Here is a 25,790-nt window from a genome sequence, read left to right on the forward strand (position 1 = left end):
TCTCGGACACGCCAGGCTAATAAAGGGGCCACGCAATGAGCAGGCGCGATTTGGGCATCGCTCTTCTCAAGTATTGCGGCAGAACGGCGGTCGTATTTGGCATCACACTCATCGCTTTAGCTGCATCAATTTATGCTAAAACACCGGTCGCGAGGGTCTCGAGTGGTGGTCCAGATTACCGCATCGCCGCGTTCGCGCCAGCCGCATTAGGTATTGTGTTAGCAAGTGTTGGAGCATGGTTAGCGAGTCGTGCGCGGGCAATGGAGTATTTCGAAATACAGGACGGGCTTCAAATACAAGGGATCCCAGACGTTGATGCGCCAAATGAGGACGTCGAATCCCCTTACTCCTCCCGCACAATATCCGTCGCACTTGCCGCACTTATCAAGGTCGATCGCATCAATGTAAGAGTTCATGATCGCGCGGAATTAACCGAATACACAATAGAACACAACGTCCAGCGTCAAGTCAATATGGAAAGAGTGGTACAAAGACTCAATACTGCAAAGACGGGCGCGGACGCGAGGGGCCCATTATTTGCACCTAAAGAGCCGCCCTTGGAATGGCTATATCCGCTGCTGCGGCATACGAAGGGCCAGGCACTAAGTCGAACAGACTTCATGATAGACGGAGTCTCGGCAGATACACTTCCATCCGAGCAGAACATTACTGTTACATCGATGATCGTTCGACGCCTCTTCCTCCTATGTATTCCTCGCGCATCCGCAGAAGAGGAAGAACTTAATCTGTTGCGCGAAAGTCTGGCGGTGTGTGAAAGTAGAGAACCCACCGCTGTAAGGACGTTCGAAGATCTCGTAACGCGTCTTCAAGATCGATGGAAACAACTCGACGGTGCAGAGGCCCTCCAAGACATGGCAGTACTCGAGTCTGTACCGGCGAATCGCCGGCTGTTTCTGATGTTGATGCGGCACCTTGCCACGTACTACGTGGTATGGATGCAACTGCCCGGACCGCGTTGTCGCATAGATTTGTCGTATCATGAGTCGCGCCGCTATTTGAACGTAGGCCTCTCCGGAAGGATCCGTAGATATATGGGGGTACCAAATCTTAGGTATCGCATCCGAGTTCCCGAGGCAACGGACGCTGCTAGTTATCATTTCCAAGCGATGGCGCCGCCCGATACATATCTTTTCGCCGGGAACGTGAGGCTACCCTCTGAATCGAGAATGCGTACGGCAGCGATAACCAACATTGGCAACGATCTTTCAAGAGAGGCGCAAGCTGGAACCAATCAAAATAGTGCATCTGCAACAAGACCTGGATTGCGAGTCATCGCAAAGATGGCACAGGCAAGTGTTGTGTCTGTCCATTTTCATGCGCGCCAGCTTCGCTCAGAGATATCCCCCCACTCGGTGGATGAGCGTGGAGACGAGCGCAAGCGAGCTAAGGGTCTCTACCTCGACCTTGCCTTCGTGCCGATTCCGCCCTCGGCAGAGTCGGCCATTCTTGGCCTCTCTGTCTACTTGGCTCTAATCTGCTCTGCGATTGCGTTCTATCAGGATCGGCTCTTTAAGCACGGCGAGCCAGGCACGGCAGGAACGGTGGTTCTCGGCATACCTGTACTTCTCTCCGCGTGGGTCGCGTCTCGATTCGACTACACAGGGCTTCGTCGCGCAACACCGGTTCTAATTTCAGAAATGGTATCTCTAACGTTTGTAGCAGTCTTGGCCGAGGGTATCATGTTGTTCAAGGAGTCAAAGAAAAGCTACGAGACAGACAGGTTTCCATCTGTATTATACGATTGGCTCCATCTTGTAGGGCATCCTTGGTGGATGCTTGTATGGGTACTTTCAATGGCCCAGGTCGGCTATGTGATAGTAACGTTCGGTAGTCGTCAACGTAGGTTTCGGCGAGCTATGCGAACTGCCGGACACACGAACTGATACATCTTGAAATGCTTGATCAACATCAAACTTAGGAGTATAAGTGACTAAAGAAGGGACCGCTCAGACGGACGACAATGGAATTGTCGCGATAACCAACGCGGACGATGGCAGCAGTGAAGGAGTGGAGCGCAACAAGATAAAACTCGAAAACAATGGCATATACGAGGAAATCACGCGAATAGAGCAAGAGGACATGTACCCGGCGTACAGGGACGATGACGATATCGAAACGACCCTTCCGTCACACATATCACTAACTGGTGAATTATCCGGTGACCTCGTTGTCGAGTCTCCCGCGACGCCACCGGAGTTTAGGACCTCAGAAATAATTCGGTCGGAGGCCCTCGAGAGAGAGTTCCTTTCGTTGCTGAGCGCGGTGCGAAAAAATCGATAGGCCGCCAATAAGAGGCCAGAGTGAAGCTTGTCCCTTCGTGAACGCGGAAGGGTGGTCCGGGTGTTGCGGCTGTAGTGAGGTTGGTGGACCAGCAATTCGAGTGTGCGCGCCCCATCTATGAAAGGTATGGCAGCGATTATGAGATCGGCACTGTCGTCTCGATGGTCTCGTAGCTGCCCGTCCCGCTATCGACGTTGAAACTGACGTTCAGCAAGGTGGTACCGGCCTGCAGTGGATCGGCCAGCACGATCTGCCCAGCCAGCCGCTGGCCAGAGGATAGGTAAGGTCCATCCCACGTGCTCAGGTTCTCATCTGCGGTGTAATGGGTGCCGTGGTTGTCGACCGCAAGGAAGTTCTCTAGGCCAAAGTCCATGTCAGTGTCGGAATCATTCACCACCCGGACCGACAAGCGCATCAGCTTTGGATGATCGGGATCGGGGACGACGCGTTCGACAACCAGTTGGAGATCGTTGGTCGATACCGACCACGGTCCAGTCCTGGACACCGTCGAGGGGCTGGAAGACGTGGGCTGCGTCGTGCTGGACGGCGACGGCGCGGGTATTGACGTCGAAGACTGCGCCCGCGCGGTCGCTCGGGGCGTGCTGGGTCCGGGTTTCGTCGTTCGAGGGGTTTCTGTGACGGTCACCGTCGATGGAGCGCCGGTCGTGGCCACAACCGGCGGAAAGGTACTGACACCTGAAGCCCGATCCGTGCCACCAGTGCGACCGAAGACAAGGCCGATGATTACCAGTACGAGGCCGCCCATGAACATCAGGGCACTGAAACTGTTGACGACGAACCCCTTGTCACCCCACTGCCCACTACTGGTCTGTGGGCGCTCTGTCAACCGGTCTCGACCGACTTGGAAAGCCATCAAGATTGACGCCGCTATTAGGAAGAGCCCTGCGATTAGGAGGATCCAGCCGATCGTCGTCATGTCGCCGCTCCCGTCGCGTGCAGCTGACCGTGGCGTTGCCCAACGTCCGTACCCTCCGTGAGCGCACTGGCCTCAGTCAGGAAGCCTTCGCCGACCGGATCGGCATGCACCGTACCTACTGGAGCGCTATCGAGCGTGGCGAGAAGAACCTCACCCTGAAGTCGGTCGAGCGCATTGCAGAATACTTCGAGCGGGAGGCAGTGGAGTTGCTGAGGTGAGGGTGGCAATGAAAACATCTGCGGCTCAACGCCACTGACCGCTCGCGTCGACAGGAGTCTCGCCGGACGTGGATGGCCCCCCGTCGTCCGCCCGGGCATCGCGGGGCTCTTGTCGGTCCTGGCTATACGAAGGGGACGCCCCGGAAGCGCGACGTAGGTGGCCGTGTAGGACCTTGACAACATCAAGCCGACAAGCCATAGTTGTCGACATGATGGTTTCACGCGAGCGAAGGGCCACCAGGTCGAGAGTAGACGGACGCGATGGCCTATAACCGCACAACCCCGCCTGATGCATCTGCGAAGCTCCGCGAACTCACGACCGAATTGACAGAGTACCGGGCTGCCTCTGCGCAACTCGCCCGGCAGTTGGGAGAGGCCGTCGCCGCATGCATAGATGCGGGTGCCACGTGGGGTGAAGTGGGCGAGATTCTCGGAATGACGAAGCAGGCGGCCCGTCAACACTGGATTCACGCAGTTCAACGACATGAGGGTGCGTAGTGTCAGCGATAGCGGCGAAGGTTAACCCACTCGGCGTGAATTTCGGACTCTACTGGTTATCGCGAGCTGTATCCAGTTTCGGTCATTCTATGATGGTCGTCGCGATTCCCTGGCAAGCCTATCTCCTGACAGGATCAGCTTCCGATACGGCTTGGGTTACTGCTACGTCGGTTCTTCCTTATGCGCTTGTGGGAATTTGGGCGGGCGTCCTTGCAGATCGAACACCGCCTAAGAGCCTCATGGTCCTTACCGAAGGAGTTTCCTCAGTTCTCATCGCGATCCTGACGGTGTCCGCGTACACACACGTCACCTCGATACCGGTCCTCGCGGTCATTGCTTTTGCCGTCGGCTGCTTGACGGTTGCATTTGACGCTTCCAGTGCAGTGATGCTTCCACGTATGGTGCAGACCGACGATTTGCCCTCCGCAAATGCCCGAGTTGAGGGTGTTAGTGCCTTTACACGGATCATTGGGCCGAGCGCTGCAGGCGCGCTGCTTGGTACAGTCGGGGTGCCCGTGGTGTTCATGACGCACGCCTGCACGTTGGCACTTGCCACGATAGGGAGTCTACTGCTACGTGCTCAGCCCACCGCCGGTAGCAAGCAGTGCGGTGAAAGCCCCGGACGCTCGGCATTGGTTGGCTTAAGGTACGTGCTGCGTGATCGAACTGTTTCTCGTCTCACTCTGTCGTCAGCGAGTCTCGCCTTTGCAACTGGCACCGTTGGGGCAATGATGATCCCGTTGTTTCGAGGCATAGGCGACTACACGGGGTCTCAAACGGGTTTGATTTATGCTGCCGGCGGCTTAGGATGGCTCATTGCCGCGGTTCTGATCGCGAAGACAAGGTTCTCGCGCCAGGTGCCGGCGCCGGTCGCAGGAGCAGCAGCACTTTCGGTTGTCGCTGCCGTTGCAACTCCTGCCGTCCTGAATCCGATAGCAAGTGGCGTTGGGACCGCGCTGTTGGATGGTTCCGTCTATTATGTACTGATTGCAACGATCACGCTGCGCCAGATCATCGTCCCGCGGGATCTTTTGGGTCGCGTCCACTCGACAGCTCGTTCGTTGGCAAATCTGGGAAGCCCACTTGGGGCCGGCATCGCAGGGGTCGTCGCCGCTGGGTTGGGCCCGCGCGGCTCATGGCTGTTACTTGCCCCGATGGCCATGGTCGTCACACTCGTGATGCTTGCCCGTGCAGTGAGACTAGGAAAAACTGTATCCGTTTAGCTATCCGCGTTTCGCGATAGTGATATAGCGAAACGACTGAGGCCGAATAGGAGACTGGTCCCAGTCAGCGAATTGCTCTACATGCTCGAAGCCAGCCAGCTTGGCAAGCAGCACCATCTCCGAGGGCCATACGTAGCGAACCTTCCACGGAAAGAATCGTAGGCCGCGTTCTGTTGCAACTATCCTTTGCAGATCAATCTGCTGTGAGATCGTGTCGACGCGGCTGGCTTCTAGGATTACTCTATCGGGCTCGATATCCCACACTTGAAAGCGCTGGCCACGGTCCCATAGCTTGGGCTCTGGAAGGGACACCTGAACGATGAAGCACCCGGAAGATGCCAGTCTTTCATGTGCTGATTTCATGCATTGGAGCTGACGACATTGTGTCTGAAGGGCCGAGAAGCTGTTGAACAATGTATACACGCAATCGAACTCACCGACTGTCTCTGGAAGATCAGCCATGTCGGCGAGAACACCGCGGACCCCAATTCCGGATTCTTTTGAACTCAGTACGTCGAGCATCCTCTCGGAGACATCGACTCCAACTACGGTCGCTCCAGTCTTGGCTAGCGGCACTGCAACCCGTCCGGTCCCGATACCCAGCTCGAGATATCGCGGGGCCGACAAGGATGACAAGAAAGCGACCGCTTCGTCCGTGTCGCCTGGGTCCCCTCCAAGGGCATCGTAATCATCGGCAATCGAGTCACCGTATCGCGCGTCGTCAAAGTTCACCTAGCAGTCTCCTCATCCAAAAAGGCGTGAGCGAGCAGGTCGTCCGCCAATGCAGGAGCCCCAAACTGTGCCGCAGATCTCACGAGCGCCCCGACGCTCCCATCGAGAGCTGACTCTGATTGCATAACGAGGTTCATGCGCTCGACTTCATCAAGCGAAAGGTGATGCCATGCCGCATATATGAGTCTGATGGCCTGTTCACTAGAACGGGTGTGCGCTATCGCGTCGACGGCGAATTGCAACGCCTTACCTCGATCGATCTGTGCCAGGCTTCGAAGCATGGTCAGCTGAACGCGATTCTCCGCACTGGTCTTTATCGGAAGGCGAATGCCATCGGCAGTATACGTGTGCTGATAGATGCCATCCCACTCGGTTCTCACTACAACGGTGACAGTTGGCTTCGAGAGATGGAGATTCCGATGGACGAACCGAGGACCGCTCTCAATCTGAAGTACGGTTCCCGGGCCGATTCGATCAGCTTTGGTGGGACTCAATTCGCCGAGCAGGTGTGAGCCAGACCCGTCAACTTCAAACTCGAACTTCTGATGTGCACAGGTGCCATCGGTGACGATAAACGCACCGCTGAACGCGTGATCGTGGATGGCGGTGCTGACATCGATGTGAAAAAGTGCTTCGATATAAAACTTTCTCTGGCGATCCTCGTAGAGAGTGACGGCAGGATCACCTAAACCACCGCCATCTCGCTGTGGAGCTACCTCTCCAAGGTGGCACTTCACCAACTGGACTAAGGCGTCATGCTGAACCGCTTCTAGATCGTGACGACGCTCAGCCAACAGTTGTGCAGCCATAGTGCCAAAAGCATCGGGACCATCATCGGGTGCCCAGTCCTTGGACAGTTGGCGACCAAGAATACATGCCTCTTCCCATATAGCGTTCACTTCTTCACCGGCAATCCTAGACAGAAGGCGCCAACGTTGATGATGGGCTCTGGTGCGAACCTGGCGACGGCTGAGTTTGGCGGATGCTCGTTGACAGCAACAGCTGTCGCTGCAAGACCCAGAGCAGTGGCAACTAGGTAGAGCGTTTGAAGGACCGCACCAGCATCACGATTGACGAGTTCAAGGACATTCTGCTCATACTTCCACGCGACGCGGCGGGTAGCTGCTGCTAGATAGAGAGCTGCGGCCGGCGTATCGCTTCGCATTGCAGCCGGATAGGTTTGTTCCAGGAGAACCCGCGCTGGCTCCCGCCCACCCGGAACGATTGTGAGCCCGCGGCTGGGAGCGTCCACCCAGTAGATTCCGGGCTCAAGTCCCTCAACACGATCGACAAGGAGGAAGAGCTCAATCGGATGACGTCCGCCTGCTGACGGCGAGACTCGATGCTGAGCTTGCTTCTCAGCAGGTCCGATCGACTGCGCATCAAAGACACTTAGCGCCAGGAGGTCGGCAATCCTACCCAAAGGAAGGGGGATGTCAGCGAAGTCCCTTCTGCTGCGCCTTCGAAAGAGCGCTCGAATGCCGGCAGGAATCTCGATATCGGCAGGCAGTGACGTCGTCGGGGAACCGAGGCTGCCAGACCATGGCTGGGGAGGAAGAGAATGGAGATCCGCCTTGCGGCCATGCGGCAGGACCGCATGTCCAATCATTTCAATGGCGGTCAGGTCGCTTGAGGTGCGGTCTCGTGTGAGGAGGCCGAGCTGCTCCAGTCGTTGTGCAACGGGCGCCAGCTGGTCCGGGCTGATGTCGAGCGCGGATGACAGTTGTTCGAGCGTCGACGGGGTCGATGCAGCGTTCAAGATTGCTAGCAACAGTTCGGAGGCCGGGACAAAAGTGCCGTGCCAGCCGTCGCTAACCATGGGACCGTGCTCGGTTCCCACGGTTACGAAGTTGCTCGTCAGCGCTTCCTGGTTACTCATGTGTTATTCCTTCCCGGTCTGGATGTCCTCTGGAGCAGGCGGCACCCCTGTGCATAAGAATCGATCAAGCACCGCTCGTCTAACCCTGATTGTCTCTCCGGTTCCGCTAGCCGCCATTTCTAGCACGGTAATCCGCGGCCTTTCGATTGCTTGTGAAATCAGGTCGACCTCCTTCCATAAGGAATACCCCGGAGCGACTCCACGGTTCGGAGTATCTGACCCGATGCGAAATGTGACCCCGGCATGGAAAAGAAGATTTGCCATCATTATCATGTTCTCCCACGCCGCTTCGACAACCTTCCGTGACGATCGCAGCGTCGAACGTACATTCTGGGGAACGCCATCGAATGACTTGGCTTCGAGCCACGCATGGAAGACAGACAGCGTCGGACATAGTTGCGCCAGCCGGGCTCGATTAATGATGTCATCGATTTCTATCTTGGTAAATCCCGCTGACCAGCGTTGGATAAGTTGAGGAATCGCATGAGGAAGAGGTTCGATGTAGCCAAGAACGCTCGTAATGTGCGCAACTTCATCAAGAGCTGGTATCGCAGTCAATAGCGCATCAGCGCCTGGGTGTATGGTTATCGTCAAGCCGCGGCCGACGGCCTGCTGACATAGCCACGGTATTTGGGTCGAGGGAAACGAACTATATATCTTGATATGGCTCCATGAGTTTGGCAGTGAGTAGATGATCCGCTTAAGGTCATCATCGTCATGCCATGGCCATGCGGTTCGGAGTGTACTGTAGGGTGCGTCGAATACTCGACCGCCACGTTGGACCTGGAGAGATCTACGGGTTGGCCAGCAATCGGACTGGAGATCGGTCGCGAGCCCAGTCGATCCCATGTCCCGAACGGAGGCGATGCCGTATCTGAGGAGTTCTTCTTTGTCGCGGTCGGCGGCATGGACATGAGCGTCCTCCAACGCGCCGATCGAGACGTACTCGCCAGGAGCGTCGGCAAGTGCCGAAGCCCCTGGCGTCCTACGCGAACTCACGTCCATGAAAGCGCTTCGATCCGTTTCAAGGCTGGAGCCGGCCAGTCATCAAGCTGAACATCCAAACCTGCAACATGCCGGTTGACCGCGAATACTGCATGATGCCGATAGATTGGTATGATCCACCCAGCACGTATTGCTCGTGATTCTATCTCTGCTAGCGCGCCTTCTGCGTAATTACGCTCTTCGACGAACTCCCAATATTTACGCGCAACCGATTCTGGAAGCATCCAGTCGAGAATATTCTCGCCAACCCAAGCCCATAGTGTGTTTGAGTGGGCGTACGCTCCGCACCAGATCAAGTCGGCACCGATACCTCGGGTGACTCCATGCCAGTATGTATGCCAGTCGGGTACGACGACATCTAGGTTGATTCCTACCCGTTCGCGCAGCGTGTCGGCGAGCCAACGACCGCAACGCGTTGCCCGCGCGGTCGGCTGGACCATCATGGATGCGCTCTTTGGCAGATCGTTCGGTTCACATTTGTCAGTCGCTATCACGGTGGTGGGACTCAGCGTACATGTTGCCCCAATTCCCTGGAAACAGAATTGCTGAGCAAACGAGTCGCGCGGGATGGCGCAACTCAACGCCCACGCCTCAGCAGTAGTTAATGCTGAATCGATCCCGCGCCTTAAAAGCGACACGTTGGCGGTATCACCATGTCGCATCAAGTATTTCGATTCATCGACGTACTCATTCGTCTGGAGGGCTGCGATGTGTACCGTTTCCGCCGCGAGGTGTTTTAGCAGCTCAGCCCGTGTACTCAGTTGGACGAGGCGGATAGTTGAAAATTGGTGTGGTGCTGAAGTGATTTGGTTCGATTTCAGTATGAGTGACGCCTCGTCATTCGCATCCACCTCGAATCGACCTCGTCCCTTGACGGCTGGGTACCAATAACCACTTCCATTGATATGGAGCGTTAGATCGGATGTGAAGATGCTGGTGACCATGTCCGGATGAGCTAGCGTGAAGCGCAGAGATCCGCTCATGGTCTTCGACAGCACCCGGCCCCAACGGCCACGCGGAAAGTCATCTTCGGCAGCGGCGACATATTCCACGCCGAGTTCGTCCTCAGGGATAGCAATCCACGATCTCTCATCGAACGGTTCAACTCTGACGTGGGTCGCGGAAGACCGTCCAGATGCCATCAAAGGTGGGTCATGCAGCAGTTCACACACGGCTCGTTCAATGCCAGTCATCGGACCATTGGCGTCCTTGCGCGGCAAGTTCGGCAGCGCGTACGTGAGTAACTGATCGCTTGGGTTCATCATCCACCAGGCACTGGGTGGACATTCAGCTGTGATTCGTCTTTGGGGTGCGTTAGGAGGCCACGCTTGACAGGTTCTTGGTACAGCCGAGGATTCCCGAGGTGGCGGAAGTTTCGATTGAAGCTGACTGGTTGCAATCCTGGAACCAGGACTCGTGCCACGCGCCACGAAGCCCAAGCGGCATCGGCAGTCGTGAGGTCAACGTATAGGGCGTCCAGGCCGACTGCGCTAAGTCGTGCCTCTAGCCAAGAGACTTGAGTCTCCATTGCGAGGGGTTCGCGTTCGATTTCGCTGTCTGGAACGGGTTTCGAATCCCCCTGGCGAACAAAGGAGATGGCATCAAGTCGGTCCTCGCGACAATAGTACGTGAAATAGTCAGACATTGTTTTCAGGTCATCCGCGGACTTCGGAACCGGCTGACGCTTGAGCCATTGAACTATGCCGTCTCGCACTTGTCCAAGTTCGCTTAAAGCGCCCAATATTGCTTCGGTGTACGTTAGGCCAGCCCGTGCAGAGTGCGCGACCAATGGATAGGTTTGACTGTGGCGGTCAATAGAGGAGACGAGCACTGCAGGTATTCCATTGTCCGTAGTGATGTCTTTGCAGACGATGTCGATCCCAGCGTCGAGATATCGTTCGTAGATGATGCGCGCAATATTTTCCTGTGGCAGCGAGGTCACATCAAGTGACGGAACGGTCAGCTTGTTTTCCCAGAAGATTACAAACGCATCTCTCTCAATAATTTCAATCAGTGCGTTCCGCTGTGCCATTGCCAGAGAGGTTCCGGCTGCGAGCCCCGTAGAAATCGGTCGAAACAGAAGTTCTTCCCGTTTGCGGACCTTGAAAGGTAAGTAGACGGCGGCGGCCGGAACCCATATGGGCAGGCCGTTGGAGATCAAATTGGCAACAACCCAGTCTATTTCCGTGGCTTCAGTGTATCGGGATAGCGATCTTGGAAGAGCCAGTTCGCGATCAGACGCTAGTTGAATATCGGATGGGTGAATAGCTTGTGCTGAGAGATGCGAGAACGTCGACCTTTTCAGCTTGTGCGGAGAGTAAATCGCCGAGCAATACCGTTCTATCGCCTCTCCTAAAGCTGCCATTTTCGCACCAATGACAGTGTCTTTGACTGCCGAGCCAGATGCTTGACCTTCGACTGGTGCGAACTGACGGGTGTCAGTCTTGCCCACGGTTACTGCGTGTGAGAGGCCCTCTGAGACCTCGCTGTCGTTTGCGAGTTCAACGCTACCGACAATCCCGAGGGTCTGGTCTGCGATCCTGTCTGGAGCCACAGCATCAGCCATTGACTTGTGGAGGCCGTCAATACTGCAGCTGGGCGATGGAGGAATTAAATGTTCCTCGAAATTCCGACCTGCGAGTGTATGTGCCGTGTCGAGGCCGGGAAGTGCGCCGAGGACCCATCGTCGGACGATGTCATCAACTTGGGCAGGGTCTACTGTGGTGTCTGAGTCGGTTGTCTGGCCAAGTAAGTCGTAAAGTGGGATTGAAGCGATATCACGCCAAGGATGTCGAGCACGGATCCGGTTTGTAAGACATAACGGACATGTCTGGGTAGCTGGTCGGTGAAGGGCGAGGAGTTTGAGGTCTCTGCTCCAGATTATGGACACGAGCTCCTGATTCTTGATTGCAGATTCGTGCACAATCTCGGTCAGCGACGGTTCATCCTCCAGAAGAAGATTTAGAACACGTATTCGCTTCTTGCCGAGATCTACGATCCGCCGTGCACTCGAGGTGATTGCGTCCGCCGTCGGTCCCTGTTTCTTCTGCTGGCCGGGCAGACTCTGCGTGTCCCGAAGCTTCGATACTGCTTGGTTGATGAACTGGGCGATCCCTTCAGGCACGTCTTTTACCTCGTCGGCGCCCTCTGCGCTGACGGTTGCAGTCGGATGGTCCAGTCCGAGCGCGCCTCGGCTTATCCGGCGATTGCCATACGGCGTGAGGATGTACGCATACGTGTCGGACAGATACAATTTCCAGTCAGTCATGCTGCACTCTGGGTGTTGGTACGGCTGCGAAGCGGTGGCCCAGGCTCATCGAGACTGAGCCTGGGCCACCCTTGTGGTACTGCGGTCACTCCTCGTCCAGCAGTTCGTCTTCGTCTGCGACGAAGTGGTGGGAACCATCGGGGCCGCGGTCGGCAGCACTCGGCTCCTTGAGCTCCTCCAGGAGCTCTTCCAAGTTGCGGTCTGGCATGCGTCTTCACCTCCTCCCGCGTGTGGCGTTGCGCGCTTGTAAGAGTCCGCCGACAACTCAGCGTTGTCAAGACCCCGAGTGCTGTGGCTGCATGCTGCAGGTGTCTGCCGGGCTCACTGGGACTGTCGCGCTCCAGCAGCAGTGGCGATGCGCGCATTGCCGTGGTCGCGCGAACATGTGCAGCCCGCCCGAGTCGACCGTGCGGCTTCGCGACCGCCGTGCAGATGCGGTCGAGCCGCTGTCGGCTTCTACTAGTTAGTCGGGGTCGACAGTGCCGTGGAGGCGGTACCGGTTGGCGGCTCCTTTTGTTTGTCCTTCGAGCACTCCGACAAGCGGGTGTGAAAGGCGTCGAACCAGCTCCACTGATTGACAGAGGGACCAGGCACGCATTTCGCCTGGTCCCTCTGTCAATTCATTGAACGCAGCGGATTCAGGAGGAGCGGCGGCGCAGCGAGGACGCCGGCAGCCCTGTGCGAGTTCAACGGCGGGATGGGAGCAGTTGCATGGCACGGCCACGCGCTGCACGCCGGTCGAAGGTCACCGTGCGCTCGCAGCCCGCGGTCCGACCGAGCTCAGCGATGACGGCATCAGCGAAGTCTAGCCCGTCGGCATCTCGCAGCGCTGCCCGCACCAGGTCGTCTTGACCGACTCGAAGCTCGCGCGCATCCAGGAGGCCTTCCAGCAGCTCGGTGCACCGGGCCGGGCTGACTCTGTAGGCGCGTCGCAGGACCCAGTACAACTCCACGACGGTGACCAGGCTGATGTAACCGGGTTCGGTCTCGGTCAGGTCTTCGATCAGCGCGGACGCGGCAGCTGACTGGTCGGGATCGTCTTGAACGAGATACCGGACGACGACATTGGTGTCGAGACCGATCACCGGGTGTCTTCCGTTGCGGCAGTGGCGATGGCCTCGTTCATCTCCTCGACGCTGATCGGCTGGTCCGGCCGTGGCACCGCGCCCTTGAGATCCCTGATCGAGGCAGCTTGCGGGTGGATCTCGTATCCATCCGCGGTTGGTACGAAGGCGAGTCGGGAGCCTGGCCGTAGGCCGAGGCGAGCCCGCACCTCGGCGGGGATGGTGACCTGCCCCTTGCTGGTGACCGTCGCAGATACCATTCCTCGCTCCTTACAACAGGTAAGGCAAGTGTACCCAAGTGATTGATGTCAGGCCCGGTCAGCCGGAGTTTCCGCCGTGCACACGGCGTCGGGCACGATCAGCTCCGGCGCTGATTGCCGGATGACTCGCTGAAGCCGAGTGTGCGGTAGCCGGGCATGCGGCGCTTCAGTGAGGCGGCGAGGATCGGCACCTGGTGGTCGTGATAGTCATGCACTTCGACCACTTCTTTACCGGGCGAGGCGCGTACCACCCGGCCCGCGCACTGGACGAGCAGGCCGTCGAACGAGACCGGGGCGGCGAGGAAGAGCGTGTCCAGGGCGGGGGCGTCGAAGCCTTCGCCGATGAATGGTGTTGTCCCGACGACGAGTACGCCGTCGCCAGTGTCCGCCTCCGACAATCGGTGGACTGCCTCGCGGCGCTGTGCGGTGCTCATGCCACCTTGGAGAACGATTGCGTCGTGCCCGTGCTTGGCAAGGAGGGCGACGATGTTTTCGACGTGCGCTACGCGGCGAGTGAGCACCAGGCAGTTGCGGCCGTGAGCGGCGGCGTCAATGACGTCGTCGACGATCTGGGTGTTACGGGCTGGGTCGGCTGCCAGTGCACGGTGCACCTCCGCCAGCGCGGCCGTGTCGGTGGGGTCGATGCCGTCGCAGCGGAACGCTGTCTGGTGCAAGTGCATCACCCGTTGCTGGCCCGGCTCGTGGACGAATACGTCGGTAAGGGTTGTCGGTCCCTCGTCGTTCACCGTGTGCCGGATCGGACCGAGCTGCCAGGTGACCAGTTCCCCGAGCCGGTCGCGGCGTTCGGGTGTTGCGGTCAGCCCGAGCCAGTACCGCCCTCGGATCCGCTTGACGGAGTGGTCGTAGGCAGCGGCGGCCAGGTGATGGCATTCGTCGACGACAATGTGTCCGTAGCCGTTGGTCAGCTCCGTCACATCGTCGCGACGAGCCAGGGACGGCAGCATGATGATGTCGACGACGCCGGTGAGCTTGCGCCGGCCGCCGCCTAGCTGGCCGGGCCGGAAACCCAGGAACTCCTCGATTCGGGAGCGCCACTGCTCGGCAAGCGCCTTGCGATCGAGAAGTATGACGGTGGAGGCAGCTCGCTCGGCGATCACGGCGCATGCCATCACGGTCTTGCCCGATCCCGGTGGTGCGACCAGCACACCGTCATCGTGGCCCAGCAACGCGTCGACGGCGGCGGTCTGCCGGGGATCGAGCTGACCGGAGAACGCGACGTCGATCTCGGCTCCGGCGCTGCGCAGATCGGTGATGTCCAAGCGGGAGCCGGCCTCGTGCACGATCTCGGACGCCAAGTGCCGCAGTCCGCGGGGAAGGACCAGATCGCCATCAACGGTCACGTCATACCCGCGCACGAACCGGGGTGTGTTCCAGGTCGACTTGCGCAGCCGCTGCAGCTCGTAGAACTTTGGGTTGGCCATCGATGCCGCATGCTTGAAAGTGGACAGCGCCGCGGGGGTGAGCTGCGCGGGCCTCAGCCGCAGTCCAGCGTCGAGTTCGGCGTGTAGGACGGACGGCAGACGCGGGTGAACTCTGCTTGCAGACGGTCGGCTCAAGCCACGGACGTCGCTGCCGACGGTGGTGGTGCTGGCCTGGTTGGCGATCTTGCTCGCCGCGGAAAGGCTGAGCCGATCCATGGTGGACAGGAAGTCCCACTGATCCTCGTGCGGTTCGAGCGTGGACAGGTCGAGGAACGTCGTCAGCCCGTCCCGTCGGCGTCGCCCCTGCAGCGGAAGGGCGATCAGGTTGCCGAATCCTCCGGCGGGCAGCACATCCTGACTCGGGAACAGCCGATCGTAAGAGCGCAGGTCCATCGCCCCGCGCAGCGTCATGGCTTCGTGGATCAGCACGGTTCCGACCGATCGTGCGGTGGCGGCAGGGATCGTCTGGGCGAAGAAGACCCACACATGTGCCCCCTGCCCGGACTGGGAGATCTCCAGCGCGGCGGGAACCTGCCTGGCTCGGGCCGCTTTGACGTATGCCAGGGCGTCGAGCATCGCTGCGGAGCCGTCGAAGTCTGCGACCAGGAACGCGCACGTGTTGTCTGGGCGCAACGGGTACACACCGACGAACTCCTGGCCCACCAGGTGGGCCCCGAGGACCTCGCTGGTCAGCGGCAGGTAGGACGCGTCGCTGCGGCGCATGCCCTTGCGCCAGCCGCCGCGAACTGCTGGCATCCATCCTGCTGCCCCCGTTCGATTGTTCTCCCATCGCACCGCATACACATCGGTGCGTGGCACGAAGAGGCCGGCGAACAGGCGCAGCTTGTCCGCGACAGCGGAAGACATGGTGACCATGCCTGGAGGATCGACGGTGGCGGCCAGTTGTTCCGGAGCCGGCGTGACGTCCTGGCCGCGGAGGTCCAGCAGCCGGGCCAGTCGCAGGTTCTCCGAGCGCAGACTGTCCCGCTCACGGATGAGCTGGGCGACCTCCTGCTGCAGCTGATGCGTCGACACTCTGGAGATCGTCGCACGTCAATGGTCTACAAGCGGGCGGTTGGGGTGCTCATCGGTAAGGAGACGGTAGGCTGGCCGATCCCACGTACGCTGAACCCGCTGTCCGCCCAGACGGCACTCGCTTCTTTCGACGGCAACGGCTGCTTGGCGCGTCGACGCTGCTCGCTACGTCATCTGTCAGGCAACGCACGTTGTCGAGCTCATGCTCACCACCCATGATCGGCAGCGAGGAGGCCGTCGTAGTCGTGCCGATCATCTGCCCCGGCGCGAACGCTTGTTCTCGTGGGTCGGTACGCGCTACCTCGGCTGGCCGTGGCGGTTGCGCACGTGCAAGCCGTGCTCGCGCAGGCGTGCGCTGACTGTCTTGGCGCTGGCGCCGACAACCTGCCCGACCCGTGCAAGCGAGAGCCCGCTCTCGTACAGTCGGATGGCTTCCTGAATCTGCTCAGTGGTCAGGCCCTGCTTGCGTATTAGGACGCCGTGTCGCTTCAGGACGGTGCTCACCGTTCGCCGATCGATGCCGAACTGGCCACCGAGCTGATAGACCGTCGCCCCACCGCGATAGCCGTCGATGAGCGCCTGGACTTGCTGCACGTCGAGTTGGTGGGCGGTCGCTGGTCGACGAGCTGTCAACGCCGTCGGAGGGGGAGATCCGGGTTTCGGCAACCTACGCAGCAGCGCCTCCAACGCCCTGACCTGCACAGATTTCTTGTAATGCGCTCCCCGGACCTCCACCCAGTTGCTCTTGTCGAAAGTGCAGATCGACGCTTGTGAGGCCGTCCGAGAGGGCGGCCTCAGTCGGTTCCGGGCGTGGACAACCCTGGGCTGACCAGGAGTTTTGCTGGCATCAGCATGTGGTTCGAGTAGGTTCTCCTTGCTTCGCCGCCGGAGCGGTTCTGCTACGGCGACTTGGGTTGCCAGGTCTCATCCTGGTTGGGTGATGCTGGCGAAGGGCTCGTCGAGCTCGGTGCGGATCTGGCCGGGTTCTGGGCTGAGGAAGATCCAGACGAAGATGGGCGGTTGAGTTGCTTCCGCACCGTGGCCAGCGCATCGGTGTAGGTGGCGTGGACGTCTTGCAGCTGGGCACGGACGCGTGCTATTTGCAAGGCGGCGCGGTGTCCCCCGGTCTGAACACGGGATCCAGGTAGGAGGCCACCAGTGCCATCTGCTCGTCGAGGTCTGCTTCGCAGACTGCCTCCAGTCGTTCTTTGCGCCGCCAGGCCGCCCATTTGGTCTGACCGACTTGTCCGTAGCCGACGACGTAGGGCGCGATGGGCTCGAGGGTGACGCCGCGGTAGCGCGCCACGGCTCGTGCGGAGCGGAGCAGTTCGTCAGTGTCCGTGCCCTGCCGGGCGAGCTGGACGATGTCGACGTAGTCGCGCCATCGGGTGCTGGTGATGCCCCGCTCGAGGATGGTCACGCCCTTCTCGGCGATCGTGGTCTCTGGCGCGTAGCCGAGCAGCTTGATCGGGTCGCCCAGGACACGGTCGATATGCACCTTGCGGGGAGCGGGCACGATCGGATCTCCGGTGGAGACATCCCACGCAGCGGCGCCGTTCCACGGCCCGATCGACACACCGACCCGCACACGGAATCCGGGGTAGTCGGCGTGCTCGCGGATCACCTGCACGCTGATCGAGTTGAGATCGAACACCACCCCGTCATCGGTCTCGACGGCGGCGATGTCGTGAACCACTGCGATGAGGTGCTCAAGTGTGACGTCGGCACCGATGGCGTTCGCATCGGCATCCTTGGTCGGGCGCCGTATGCCGTAGGCGGCCAGCAGGATCCCACCCTTGAGCACGAAGTCCTCGGCATGGGCGGTGCGGCTGAGGCGGTCCAGGAACGACTCCAGCGTGTGCCGGATCAGATACTCCTGTGTCGGCGCACCCGTCCCAGCCTTCGCCGCGGCGGAGCGTGCCGCGGACTGGATGCGGCGGAACACCTCATCGCCCACGCTCACGCCAGCGCCTCCAAGGCCTGAAGGGTTGGAGACTTCGCCCGAGGTAGTTGAGAGGCAATCTCCATCAATCGAGCAGGTTTCCCGCCGCGGCGCAGCCACTCCTTCAACGACTCCCGTGCCAACTCGTACCCGACCTCGCCACGCAACCGGAACGCGTCGGCGATCGACCGCTCGGGTGAGTAGATCCCAATGGTCTGATCCGTGCCCGGAATCGGGATCGCCTCCCGGCCGATGTCGAACGTGGCCCGATCGAACTGATGCCACGCGATCGCACCTGTGCTCACCGGCGTGCGCGACCCGCGCGGGATCGCGACATCCAACGCTGCGGGAATCGCATCGGTGAGCTCATGGTGAGCGAGCGCCGACGCCAAGCAGATCGTTGCATCCGGGCGACGAGTGGCCGCTTCGATCCAGTCCCAGTCCGCCGCCGGAGCATCGGCCGGCAGGTAAATGCCCCGCGCGATCCGCTCCAGCCGGCCATCCCGCGCTGCACGGTAAAGCCCACTGCGCGACAGGCCCGCCTCCTCGGCCCTACCCGGCCTCAGCATGGACATCGTCGTCACCACCTCTCCGGCATGAAACGTCTACATGTAAGTGTAACTGAGGACGTATCGTGTCACCGACCTTCAGTACTTGATCACCGAGCGAATGCCGATGCCGCGTTTCAGCTCGTCGTACCCGTCGTTGATCTCGTCCAGGCCCATGACCCGGGTCACCAGCGCGTCGAGGTCGATGCGGCCGTGCAGGTAGTGGTCGATAAGCTGCGGAAAATCGATCGCCGGTCGGCTGGAACCGTAGTTCGAGCCGATGAGTTGGAGTTCGGAGTCCGACATGACGAACGGGTCGATCGTGATGGTCAAGCCGTCGGGCACCTGTCCGGCGACGACGGCCCGGCCACCGCGGGCCAAGGACGCATACGCGGCCTCGATGGTCGCTGGGAGGCCGATCGCTTCGATGGCGACCTCGACGCCGCGCCCGTCGGTGAGCTGTGGCACCCGCTCGGCGAGGTCCTCCTCGGAGGTGTTGACGACCTCCGTGGCACCGAAGTGTCGCGCCCGTTCGAGCCGCGTGTCGGAGAGGTCGGCTGCGATGATCCGGCGGGCGCCGACCAGACGGGCGCCCTGGATCGCGTTGAGACCGACGCCGCCGCAGCCGAGGACCAGCACCGTCTCGTCGGGGCGGACGTTCGCGGTGTTGATCGCCGCGCCGACGCCGGTGGTGACGGAGCAGCCGACGAGAGACGCCTGCTCGAAAGGAGCGTCGGCGCGCACCGGAATCGCGCCCGACTCCGGCACCATGGTGTACTCCCCGAAGGTGCCGGTGCCGGCGAAGCTGTAGACCTCCTGGCCGTCCACGGTCCTGATGCGGGTCCTCCCGTCGGAGGACAGGTGGTTGGCGGAGTGCCGGGCGACCTCGTCGCACAGGACCGGTCGGCCGCTCACGCAGTAGCGGCACCGGCGACACGGTGGCGTCCACGTCAGGATGACGTGGTCACCCGGAGCGACGCCGCTCACGCCCTCGCCGACCGCCTCGACGACGCCGGCGCCTTCGTGGCCAAGGATCATCGGCGTGGGCACCTCCCATTCGCCGACGATCACGTGGAGGTCGCTGTGGCACAGGCCGCTGGCCCTCATGCGCACGAGCACCTCGCCGGGCGGGGGCGTCGACGGGATGGAGACCGTCTCGATCGTCATCGGTGTGTTCGCCGTCCGGAAGACCGCGGCCCTGAATTCGATGGTCACAAGAGTTGCACCTGTCCCTCGGTGATCGGGATGAACTCGCCGCGCTCTGCGCTGGCGGCGCCGCGCTGTGCGCGGCGCTTGTTGCCGTTGAAGGCGTCACAGATCCGGTCCAGGACCCAGACGGTCCGCAGGCCGGCGCGGCCCATCATCATGAACGGCGGGAACTTCGGCTCGTCCTTCCAGATCGTCTGGAGGTCCTCATGGCGCTTCCCGTCGACGATGTAGTCCGCGATGAGCGACCCGATGTACGGCGCCTGGGCGAGACCGTGCCCGTTACAGCAACATGAGTAGTAGACGTCGTCACCCGTCTGTCCGGCGACGGAGACCCAGGACGAGGTGATCGCGATCCAGCCACCCCACGCCTGGGCCACCCTCACGTCGGCCAGCGACGGGAAACGCGTGTGGAATGCATCCGCGAGCTCCTGGACCAGACCGGGATCCGGCGCCTTGTTCTCGGGCAGTGGGTAGCTGGTGCCCCGCTCGAGTCGGCGCACACCGAAGACCATCGTGTTCCGCTCCGTGACGCGGAAGTGCTCCATGATCTGGTGCTGGCTGAGCACGCCGGAGCGGCTGGTCCAGCCGAGCGCCTCGATCCGCGCGGGGTCGATCGGCTCGGTCTCCACCTCGATGATCCACGCGGGGATCGACAGGCCTTTGGGCGTGATGTCCCACTCGCCGGAGTAGGCGTTGGTGGACAGCACCACCTTGTTGGCGATCACCGCACCGCCGGGCGTCGTGATGACGATCTTCCCGCTCTCGCGACGCATGTCGGTGACCTTGCTCTGCTCGTAGACGCGGGCCGAGCCGGCCAGCAGGACACCTCGCAGACCACGGCAGAGCTTGCCGGGATTCAGCATCCCACCGACGCCCTCCCGCATCCCGCCGACGAACGCGCGCGGTATGCCGATCTCCTCGGCCGTCCCCACCTGACCGCGTCCCCCGGCGTCCCTGAGGATCTTGGCGCAGGCCTTGACACGCAGCATCTGGATCGGCGAAATAGCCCCGAAGGACAGCCCGTTCGGGACATAGTCACAGTCGATCCGGTGGTCCTTGATCTGGGCTTGGAGGTACTCGGCGGCCCGGTCGGCCAGGACCACCATGCCCTTCATGAGCTTGGGGTAGAAGAGTTTCAGCATCCGCAGGTCGCCGCCGGGAGCCCCGGAGATGTGGCCACCGTTGCGAGAGCTGGAGCCGTAGCCGCAGAACTCCGCCTCCAGCAGGACCACGTCCCGGCCGCGGTCGGCGAGCCGCGTGGCCGTGGCCATCCCGCCCACACCGCCGCCGATCACTGCGACATCGCAGGTCACCTCACCGCTGACGGCGGGCTGTAGGTCGGTCGGCGGGTCGATCCAACCGCTGAAGGTGTGCAGCTTGATCTTCGACATGTCCTGTTTCATGAGTACGCACCCTTTCGATCGAGGGGTTCGGTTGCAGGGAGGAGCCGCGCGACGTTGTCGGCAGCGCGCTGGCCGGACAGGACTGCGCCGTTCATGCTGCCCGTCCACTCGCCCGCGGTCTCGGTGCCGGCCCAGTGGACCCGGCCGTGGGGCTCGGTCAGGACGCTGCCGTAGCGCGTCGTCGCGTAGGGGCCGACGACGGGGTTCGGGCCGCCCCGCGCGAACGAGTCGGTGTTCCAACAGTGGTCGATGTAGTCGATCGGCCGGGCGGCTTCGGGGCCGTAGAGGTCGGTGAGCTGCTTCACGACCTGGGCCTTGCGCGTCTCGGGCTGGTGGACGTCGAACACGCGCGGATCGCAGAACGCCATCAGGACGCCGGGACCGTTCGGGCTCGGCGAGACGTCGAAGGTGATGAAGACCGTCCCGGTGTCGGTCAGGGCCTCGCCCGACAACCCGTCGGCTCGCCAGAAGGGCTTGTCATAGGCGACGAAGGCCTTGCTCAGCGCGCCGAGGCCCCACGACCGGATGAGCCCCTGTGTCTTCTCGGGCAGCGCGGGCTCGAACTCGATGCCGGCGCGGTGCTCGGTGGCCGTCGTGACGATCGCGTACTCGGCCCGGAACTGGGCGGTGTCCGTGTCGACCGCGACGCCGTCCGCGTCCTGAATGATCCGACGGACGGGGGAGTTCGGGTGGACCCGGTCGCCGAGAAGCGAGGCGTACCGGACGGCGATCTCCTGCGTGGTCTCGACGTACCGCGCGTCCTGCATCCCGCCTTCCGCGTCGAGCATGTGGTCGAAGCCGCCGAAAGCACGGATGGTGCGCAGCATGTGCAAGAGCGAGACGTCACTGGTCTGACACCCGAACTCCACCTTGGTGACGATGGTCATCAGCGCGCGCGTCGTCGTGCGGGCGCGCTTGCGATCGAGCCACCCCTCCAGGGAGATCGCATCGAGCTCGGCGGCGCGAGGGGAGTTACACGGGGCTTCGACATCGATGGTCTTCGCCAACTTGTCCAGGGCCATCTGGATGCGGGTCATGTTCACCAGGGCCGCCGGCGAGAGCCTGGGAATGGTGCCCTTGTAGGTGCTCCGCTTGCCGGCGAGCCACAGCGTGCTGCGTCCCTCGGCGAACTGCTTGACGGTGGTGCACCCGACCTGGTCGGCGATCGCGCGGATCGCGTCGTGCTCCTTCGCCACCCAGGTGCCACCGAGGTCGACCTTGACCCCGGCGATCTCGCCGGTGAACACGCGCCCGCCAACGCGGTCGCGGCCCTCGAGGACGACCACCGAGTAGCCCTGGTCCACGAGGTCGTGCGCCGCGGTCAGCCCAGCGAAGCCAGCGCCGACGATCACGACATCGACTGATTCAGGCGCGTTCACGACACGACCTCCACGGTCCGCGCCGACGCAACGTCCGTGGCATCGTGGTGCGCGCGCATCGTCTTGTAGCCGTAGTAGTAGGTGATGGCCTGGAAGCCCCAGACGGTGAGCGCGATGGTGTAGAAGATCGTTCGGGACGAGTCATCGGTGTAGAGCCAGGTGTGGTACCGGTTCAGGTCGGCTTCGCCGTTGGCGCCCGGGATGAAGTGGTAGAAGAAGTCATAGGTGAGCGCCACGTAGGTCGCCGCGAGCGATACCACGGCGGTCAGTGCCGCGAGGCGTTGCGCGCCCGCCCGCCACAGGCGCGTCGCGAAATAAAGGAGGAAGCACGTCGTCAGCAGGTTCCCGACGACGTAGAACGTGGCCAGCGCAAGGTGCGGGAAATCGCGCGGCAGGTCGTCGCTGTGCATCGGCCCGAAGATCACAGCGCCTGCGAACGCGAGCACCGTGGCACCCGCCTTAACCGCCGTCGGTGGCTTGTAGCCGTGCGTGACCGCGAGAAGGCCGATCACCAGGAGCAGGGTTATGCCGAAGCACCGCGAGAACGCGTCCAAGTCGTAGGCGAAGTAATACATCGGGCTGGACTTCTTGCCGCTGAGCAGCGACCACAGCAGGAAGTTGGTCGATGACACGGCCACGACGAAGTACTCGAGTGTCAACAGCTGATTGCGGTAGTTGCGCCAGAGTTTGGCCCCGTAGATCCACGTCGTCGCCATCAACCACAGATCGGCCGCGAGAAAGAGCAGATCCTTCATGAGTTGACTCCTCTCCTGACTTGTTCGTTTGACTTGATCACTTGAGCGAGTTTGTGACCGGCGTCACCTGCTGTCAATGGTTCGGCGCGGAATCGGGTTGTGTCCGGCCGAAGTCGGTGCACGCTGCACTCGCGCCGGCGGAAGCAGGTGCGCGCTGTCGTTGTGACGGGGGTCCCGGACGGTGACAGTGGTCGGAATCAGGAATGCAACAGCGAGGAGCGAGCGGTCATGACAACTCAGGTGTCACAGGCGGTCGAGGAGTTCGACATCGTCGTCATCGGAGCCGGAATCTCCGGGATCGGGGCGGCGACGTACTTCACCCGCGAGCTCCCCACCAAGTCGATCGCCGTGTTGGAGGGCCGCGCCGACATCGGCGGCACGTGGGACCTGTTCCGCTATCCCGGGATCCGCTCCGACTCCGACCTGCACACGTTCGGCTACGAGTTCAAACCGTGGCGCCATGACAACGCCATCGCGGACGCGCACCTGATCAAGGGCTACCTGCGCGAGACGGTCGAGGAGAACGAGCTCACCGGCCTGATCCGGTACGGCCACCGTGTCGTGCGGGCCGACTGGTCGTCGCAGGAGTCGACCTGGACGCTGACCGTCCAGGTCACCGACGCCGCCGGGACGACGACGCGCACGATCCGCGCCGGCTGGGTCTTCGCCGCCACCGGTTACTACCGGTATGACGAGGGCTTCTCGCCGGAGTTCGCCGGGCGCGAGGACTTCGGCGGGGTCGTCGTACACCCGCAGCACTGGCCCGAGGACCTCGACTACACCGGCAAGAAGGTCGTCATCATCGGCAGCGGCGCCACCGCGGTGACCATGGTGCCCGCCATGCTCAAGGGTGCCGGGGCCGCCGCCCACGTGACCATGCTGCAACGCACACCGACATACATCATGTCGATGCCCCGGGTCGACAGTGTCGCGCTCGCGCTGACCAAGGTGTTGGGGGAGCAGCGCGGCTACGCGGCCACCCGGTTCAAGAACATCTGGCTGGAGCGCGGCTGGGTGGTGTGGCTGCGACGCTTCCCCAACGCCGGGCGCCGCTTCATCCGCCGCGAGAACCGCAAACGGCTGCCGGAGGGCTTCGACGTCGACAAGCACTTCAACCCGCCGTACAACCCCTGGGACCAGCGGCTCTGCCTGGCCCCCGACGGCGACTTCTTCGACGCCATCAAGGCGGGCAACGCCTCGGTCGCCACGGACCAGATCGTGCGCTTCACCGAGCGCGGCATCCTGCTCGAGTCCGGTGAGGAGCTGGAGGCCGACGTCATCGTGACCGCGACCGGCCTGAACATGCAGCTCTTCGACGGCATGCCGATCGCGCTCGACGGCACCGAGGTGGACATCACCGACGCGGTCGCGTACCGCGGGATGCTGCTGAGCGGGATCCCGAACTGGGCCATGGCGATCGGGTACACCACCTCGTCGTGGACCCTCAAGGTCAGCCTGATGTGTCGCTACTTCATCGATCTGGTCAAGCACATGGACGCGCACGGATACGTCGACGCCGTCCCGGTCGCAGACCCGGACATGGAGCACCGCCCGGTCATGGACCTCCAGTCCGGGTATGCCAAGCGCGGCGCCAAGTTCCTGCCGAAGCAGGGAGTGTCGGCGCCGTGGCGGATGGCGATGTCGTACCAGGAGGACGCCAAGGCACTGCGCGGGCCGGTCTTCGACGAGCACCTCCGGTTCGGCACTGCCCGGCCCGCCGTCTGGACCGTCGACGCTCGGAGCACCGCCGATGTCTGAGAAGAAGGAGACCGACGAGCTGGACCAGTTCGCGCAGCTCGCCTCGGGTATGACGATCTGCTTCCGCGACCACGGGGCGAAGACCGACCCTGCGGTCCTGCTCGTGGCGGGACTGGGCGAGGACCAGACCTTCTGGGGTGACAGTTTCGTGTCGTCGGTGGTCTCGCGGGGCTATCGCGTGATCACCATGGACAATCGTGACGTCGGCCGGTCCACCTTCGCGACCGCACCGCCGCCCGCGATCTGGCGGCAGATCCTCGCCCGTCCCCGCAGGGACGCCTACACGCTGGCGGACATGGCCCAGGACTGCGTCGGCGTCCTCGACCACCTCGGGATCGACCGGATCCACCTGGCCGGACGGTCCATGGGCGGCATGATCGCGCAGACGATCGCCGCCACCGAGCGGCAGCGGGTCCTGTCGCTGACGTCCATCTACTCCACCACCGGCTCGACGAAGGTTGGCCAGCCCGCGAAGTCGACGATCCGGATCCTCGTGCTGTCCCCGGAGGCGAAGACCCGTACCGATGCGGTGCGGTCGCATCTGCGGATCACCCAGCACATCGCCGGGACGGCATACCCCATCGACGACGCGGCGGAGGCCGCCATCGCGGCCCGCGGCTGGGACCGCAGCGCCGGCGACCCGGCCGCCGGGGTGGCGCGTCAGATCGAGGCGATCCAGCGCTCCGGCGATCGCACCGCCCAACTGCGCACGATCGCGGCGCCCGCCCTGGTCATCAACGGCGACCGCGACCTCATGGTCGCGCCCAGCGGCGGCGTCGCCGCCGCCCGGGCGATCCCGTCGGCACAACACGTGGTCATTCCCGGAATGGGACACCACCTACCCGAGGCGCTGGTCGACCCCATCACGCGGTACCTCTGCGGCCACGCCGATCGGGTGAGTGCGGGAGGCGCTCAGGTCGAGATTTCCTGACCG

General features: G+C 61.9%; 23 protein-coding genes. 6 read left to right on the forward strand and 17 right to left on the reverse strand.

All coding sequences use genetic code 11. The features are described 5' to 3' along the window. Window positions 1-35 precede the first annotated feature (35 nt). Window positions 36-1,904 carry a hypothetical protein gene (locus tag FHU39_RS04705; protein WP_183319289.1) on the forward strand — a complete coding sequence of 623 codons (1,869 nt, stop codon included), beginning with the start codon at window positions 36-38 and terminating at the stop codon, window positions 1,902-1,904. Between the two features lie 43 nt (window positions 1,905-1,947). Then, complete coding sequence (locus tag FHU39_RS04710; protein ID WP_183319290.1) at window positions 1,948-2,301, forward strand: hypothetical protein; 354 nt, start codon at window positions 1,948-1,950, stop codon at window positions 2,299-2,301. 136 nt (window positions 2,302-2,437) lie between these two features. On the opposite strand, the gene FHU39_RS04715 is transcribed toward FHU39_RS04710, so the two are convergent. Further along, window positions 2,438-3,238 (reverse strand): hypothetical protein, encoded by an 801-nt coding sequence (locus FHU39_RS04715; RefSeq protein WP_183319291.1) that lies wholly within the window; start codon window positions 3,236-3,238, stop codon window positions 2,438-2,440. 17 nt (window positions 3,239-3,255) lie between these two features. Here FHU39_RS04715 and FHU39_RS04720 point away from each other — a divergent pair, with 17 nt between their 5' ends. Together FHU39_RS04720 and FHU39_RS04725 are read left to right on the forward strand one after the other, a co-directional pair. Continuing rightward, entirely contained in the window at window positions 3,256-3,456 is a 201-nt protein-coding gene (locus tag FHU39_RS04720) for a helix-turn-helix domain-containing protein (protein WP_183319292.1), read from the forward strand. Between the two features lie 533 nt (window positions 3,457-3,989). Further along, window positions 3,990-5,177 (forward strand): MFS transporter, encoded by a 1,188-nt coding sequence (locus FHU39_RS04725; protein ID WP_183319293.1) that lies wholly within the window; start codon window positions 3,990-3,992, stop codon window positions 5,175-5,177. Here FHU39_RS04725 and FHU39_RS04730 read toward each other — a convergent pair whose 3' ends face one another. From FHU39_RS04730 to FHU39_RS04800, 16 genes are all read right to left on the reverse strand, one after another. Further along, window positions 5,178-5,909 carry a methyltransferase domain-containing protein gene (locus FHU39_RS04730; protein WP_183319294.1) on the reverse strand — a complete coding sequence of 244 codons (732 nt, stop codon included), beginning with the start codon at window positions 5,907-5,909 and terminating at the stop codon, window positions 5,178-5,180. It abuts the gene before it with no gap. Beyond that, window positions 5,906-6,718 (reverse strand): hypothetical protein, encoded by an 813-nt coding sequence (locus tag FHU39_RS04735; protein WP_183319295.1) that lies wholly within the window; start codon window positions 6,716-6,718, stop codon window positions 5,906-5,908. Before FHU39_RS04735 ends, FHU39_RS04730 begins: the two co-directional genes overlap by 4 nt. Before the next feature lie 86 nt (window positions 6,719-6,804). After that, window positions 6,805-7,788, reverse strand: a complete 984-nt coding sequence (locus FHU39_RS04740; protein ID WP_183319296.1) for a SagB family peptide dehydrogenase — start codon at window positions 7,786-7,788, stop codon at window positions 6,805-6,807. 995 nt (window positions 7,789-8,783) lie between these two features. After that, complete coding sequence (locus FHU39_RS04745) at window positions 8,784-10,058, reverse strand: periplasmic substrate-binding domain-containing protein (RefSeq protein ID WP_183319297.1); 1,275 nt, start codon at window positions 10,056-10,058, stop codon at window positions 8,784-8,786. Continuing rightward, complete coding sequence (locus FHU39_RS04750) at window positions 10,055-12,061, reverse strand: YcaO-like family protein (protein ID WP_183319298.1); 2,007 nt, start codon at window positions 12,059-12,061, stop codon at window positions 10,055-10,057. The genes FHU39_RS04745 and FHU39_RS04750 overlap by 4 nt, the downstream gene beginning before the upstream one ends. Window positions 12,062-12,146: 85 nt before the next feature. Further along, complete coding sequence (locus FHU39_RS24625) at window positions 12,147-12,269, reverse strand: hypothetical protein (RefSeq protein ID WP_281379567.1); 123 nt, start codon at window positions 12,267-12,269, stop codon at window positions 12,147-12,149. Between the two features lie 478 nt (window positions 12,270-12,747). Next, the gene (locus tag FHU39_RS04755; RefSeq protein WP_183319299.1) at window positions 12,748-13,146 is read right to left on the reverse strand and encodes a PIN domain-containing protein; all 399 of its coding nucleotides are present in this window, start codon (window positions 13,144-13,146) and stop codon (window positions 12,748-12,750) included. Beyond that, window positions 13,143-13,385, reverse strand: a complete 243-nt coding sequence (locus FHU39_RS04760; protein WP_183319300.1) for an AbrB/MazE/SpoVT family DNA-binding domain-containing protein — start codon at window positions 13,383-13,385, stop codon at window positions 13,143-13,145. The genes FHU39_RS04755 and FHU39_RS04760 overlap by 4 nt, the downstream gene beginning before the upstream one ends. Before the next feature lie 98 nt (window positions 13,386-13,483). Next, a complete protein-coding gene (locus tag FHU39_RS04765) occupies window positions 13,484-15,862 on the reverse strand; it encodes a TOTE conflict system archaeo-eukaryotic primase domain-containing protein (protein ID WP_343065739.1) in 2,379 nt (792 codons plus the stop codon). Window positions 15,863-16,159: 297 nt separating this feature from the next. Beyond that, the gene (locus tag FHU39_RS04770) at window positions 16,160-16,456 is read right to left on the reverse strand and encodes a hypothetical protein (protein WP_221185131.1); all 297 of its coding nucleotides are present in this window, start codon (window positions 16,454-16,456) and stop codon (window positions 16,160-16,162) included. A gap of 502 nt (window positions 16,457-16,958) precedes the next feature. Then, window positions 16,959-17,825, reverse strand: coding sequence for a nucleotidyl transferase AbiEii/AbiGii toxin family protein (locus FHU39_RS04775; RefSeq protein ID WP_183319302.1), 867 nt, complete (start codon window positions 17,823-17,825; stop codon window positions 16,959-16,961). Further along, window positions 17,822-18,379, reverse strand: a complete 558-nt coding sequence (locus tag FHU39_RS04780) for a type IV toxin-antitoxin system AbiEi family antitoxin domain-containing protein (RefSeq protein ID WP_183320892.1) — start codon at window positions 18,377-18,379, stop codon at window positions 17,822-17,824. The genes FHU39_RS04775 and FHU39_RS04780 overlap by 4 nt, the downstream gene beginning before the upstream one ends. A 72-nt stretch (window positions 18,380-18,451) precedes the next feature. Next, window positions 18,452-19,567 carry a zinc-binding dehydrogenase gene (locus FHU39_RS04785; RefSeq protein WP_183319303.1) on the reverse strand — a complete coding sequence of 372 codons (1,116 nt, stop codon included), beginning with the start codon at window positions 19,565-19,567 and terminating at the stop codon, window positions 18,452-18,454. Further along, window positions 19,564-20,964 carry an NAD(P)/FAD-dependent oxidoreductase gene (locus FHU39_RS04790; protein WP_221185132.1) on the reverse strand — a complete coding sequence of 467 codons (1,401 nt, stop codon included), beginning with the start codon at window positions 20,962-20,964 and terminating at the stop codon, window positions 19,564-19,566. The genes FHU39_RS04785 and FHU39_RS04790 overlap by 4 nt, the downstream gene beginning before the upstream one ends. Continuing rightward, a complete protein-coding gene (locus FHU39_RS04795; RefSeq protein WP_221185133.1) occupies window positions 20,961-22,343 on the reverse strand; it encodes a flavin monoamine oxidase family protein in 1,383 nt (460 codons plus the stop codon). The genes FHU39_RS04790 and FHU39_RS04795 overlap by 4 nt, the downstream gene beginning before the upstream one ends. After that, window positions 22,340-23,098: a transporter gene (locus FHU39_RS04800; RefSeq protein ID WP_183319304.1), complete on the reverse strand. Its 759-nt coding sequence runs from the start codon at window positions 23,096-23,098 to the stop codon at window positions 22,340-22,342. Before FHU39_RS04800 ends, FHU39_RS04795 begins: the two co-directional genes overlap by 4 nt. A 228-nt stretch (window positions 23,099-23,326) precedes the next feature. On the opposite strand from FHU39_RS04800, the gene FHU39_RS04805 reads away from it, so the two are divergent. After that, the gene (locus FHU39_RS04805) at window positions 23,327-24,856 is read left to right on the forward strand and encodes a flavin-containing monooxygenase (protein ID WP_183319305.1); all 1,530 of its coding nucleotides are present in this window, start codon (window positions 23,327-23,329) and stop codon (window positions 24,854-24,856) included. Further along, window positions 24,849-25,787: an alpha/beta fold hydrolase gene (locus FHU39_RS04810; RefSeq protein WP_183319306.1), complete on the forward strand. Its 939-nt coding sequence runs from the start codon at window positions 24,849-24,851 to the stop codon at window positions 25,785-25,787. Before FHU39_RS04805 ends, FHU39_RS04810 begins: the two co-directional genes overlap by 8 nt. The last annotated feature ends 3 nt before the right edge of the window (window positions 25,788-25,790 follow it).

It is taken from the genome of Flexivirga oryzae, assembly GCF_014190805.1.
In the GTDB taxonomy this organism is placed as follows: Bacteria; Actinomycetota; Actinomycetes; order Actinomycetales; family Dermatophilaceae; genus Flexivirga; species Flexivirga oryzae.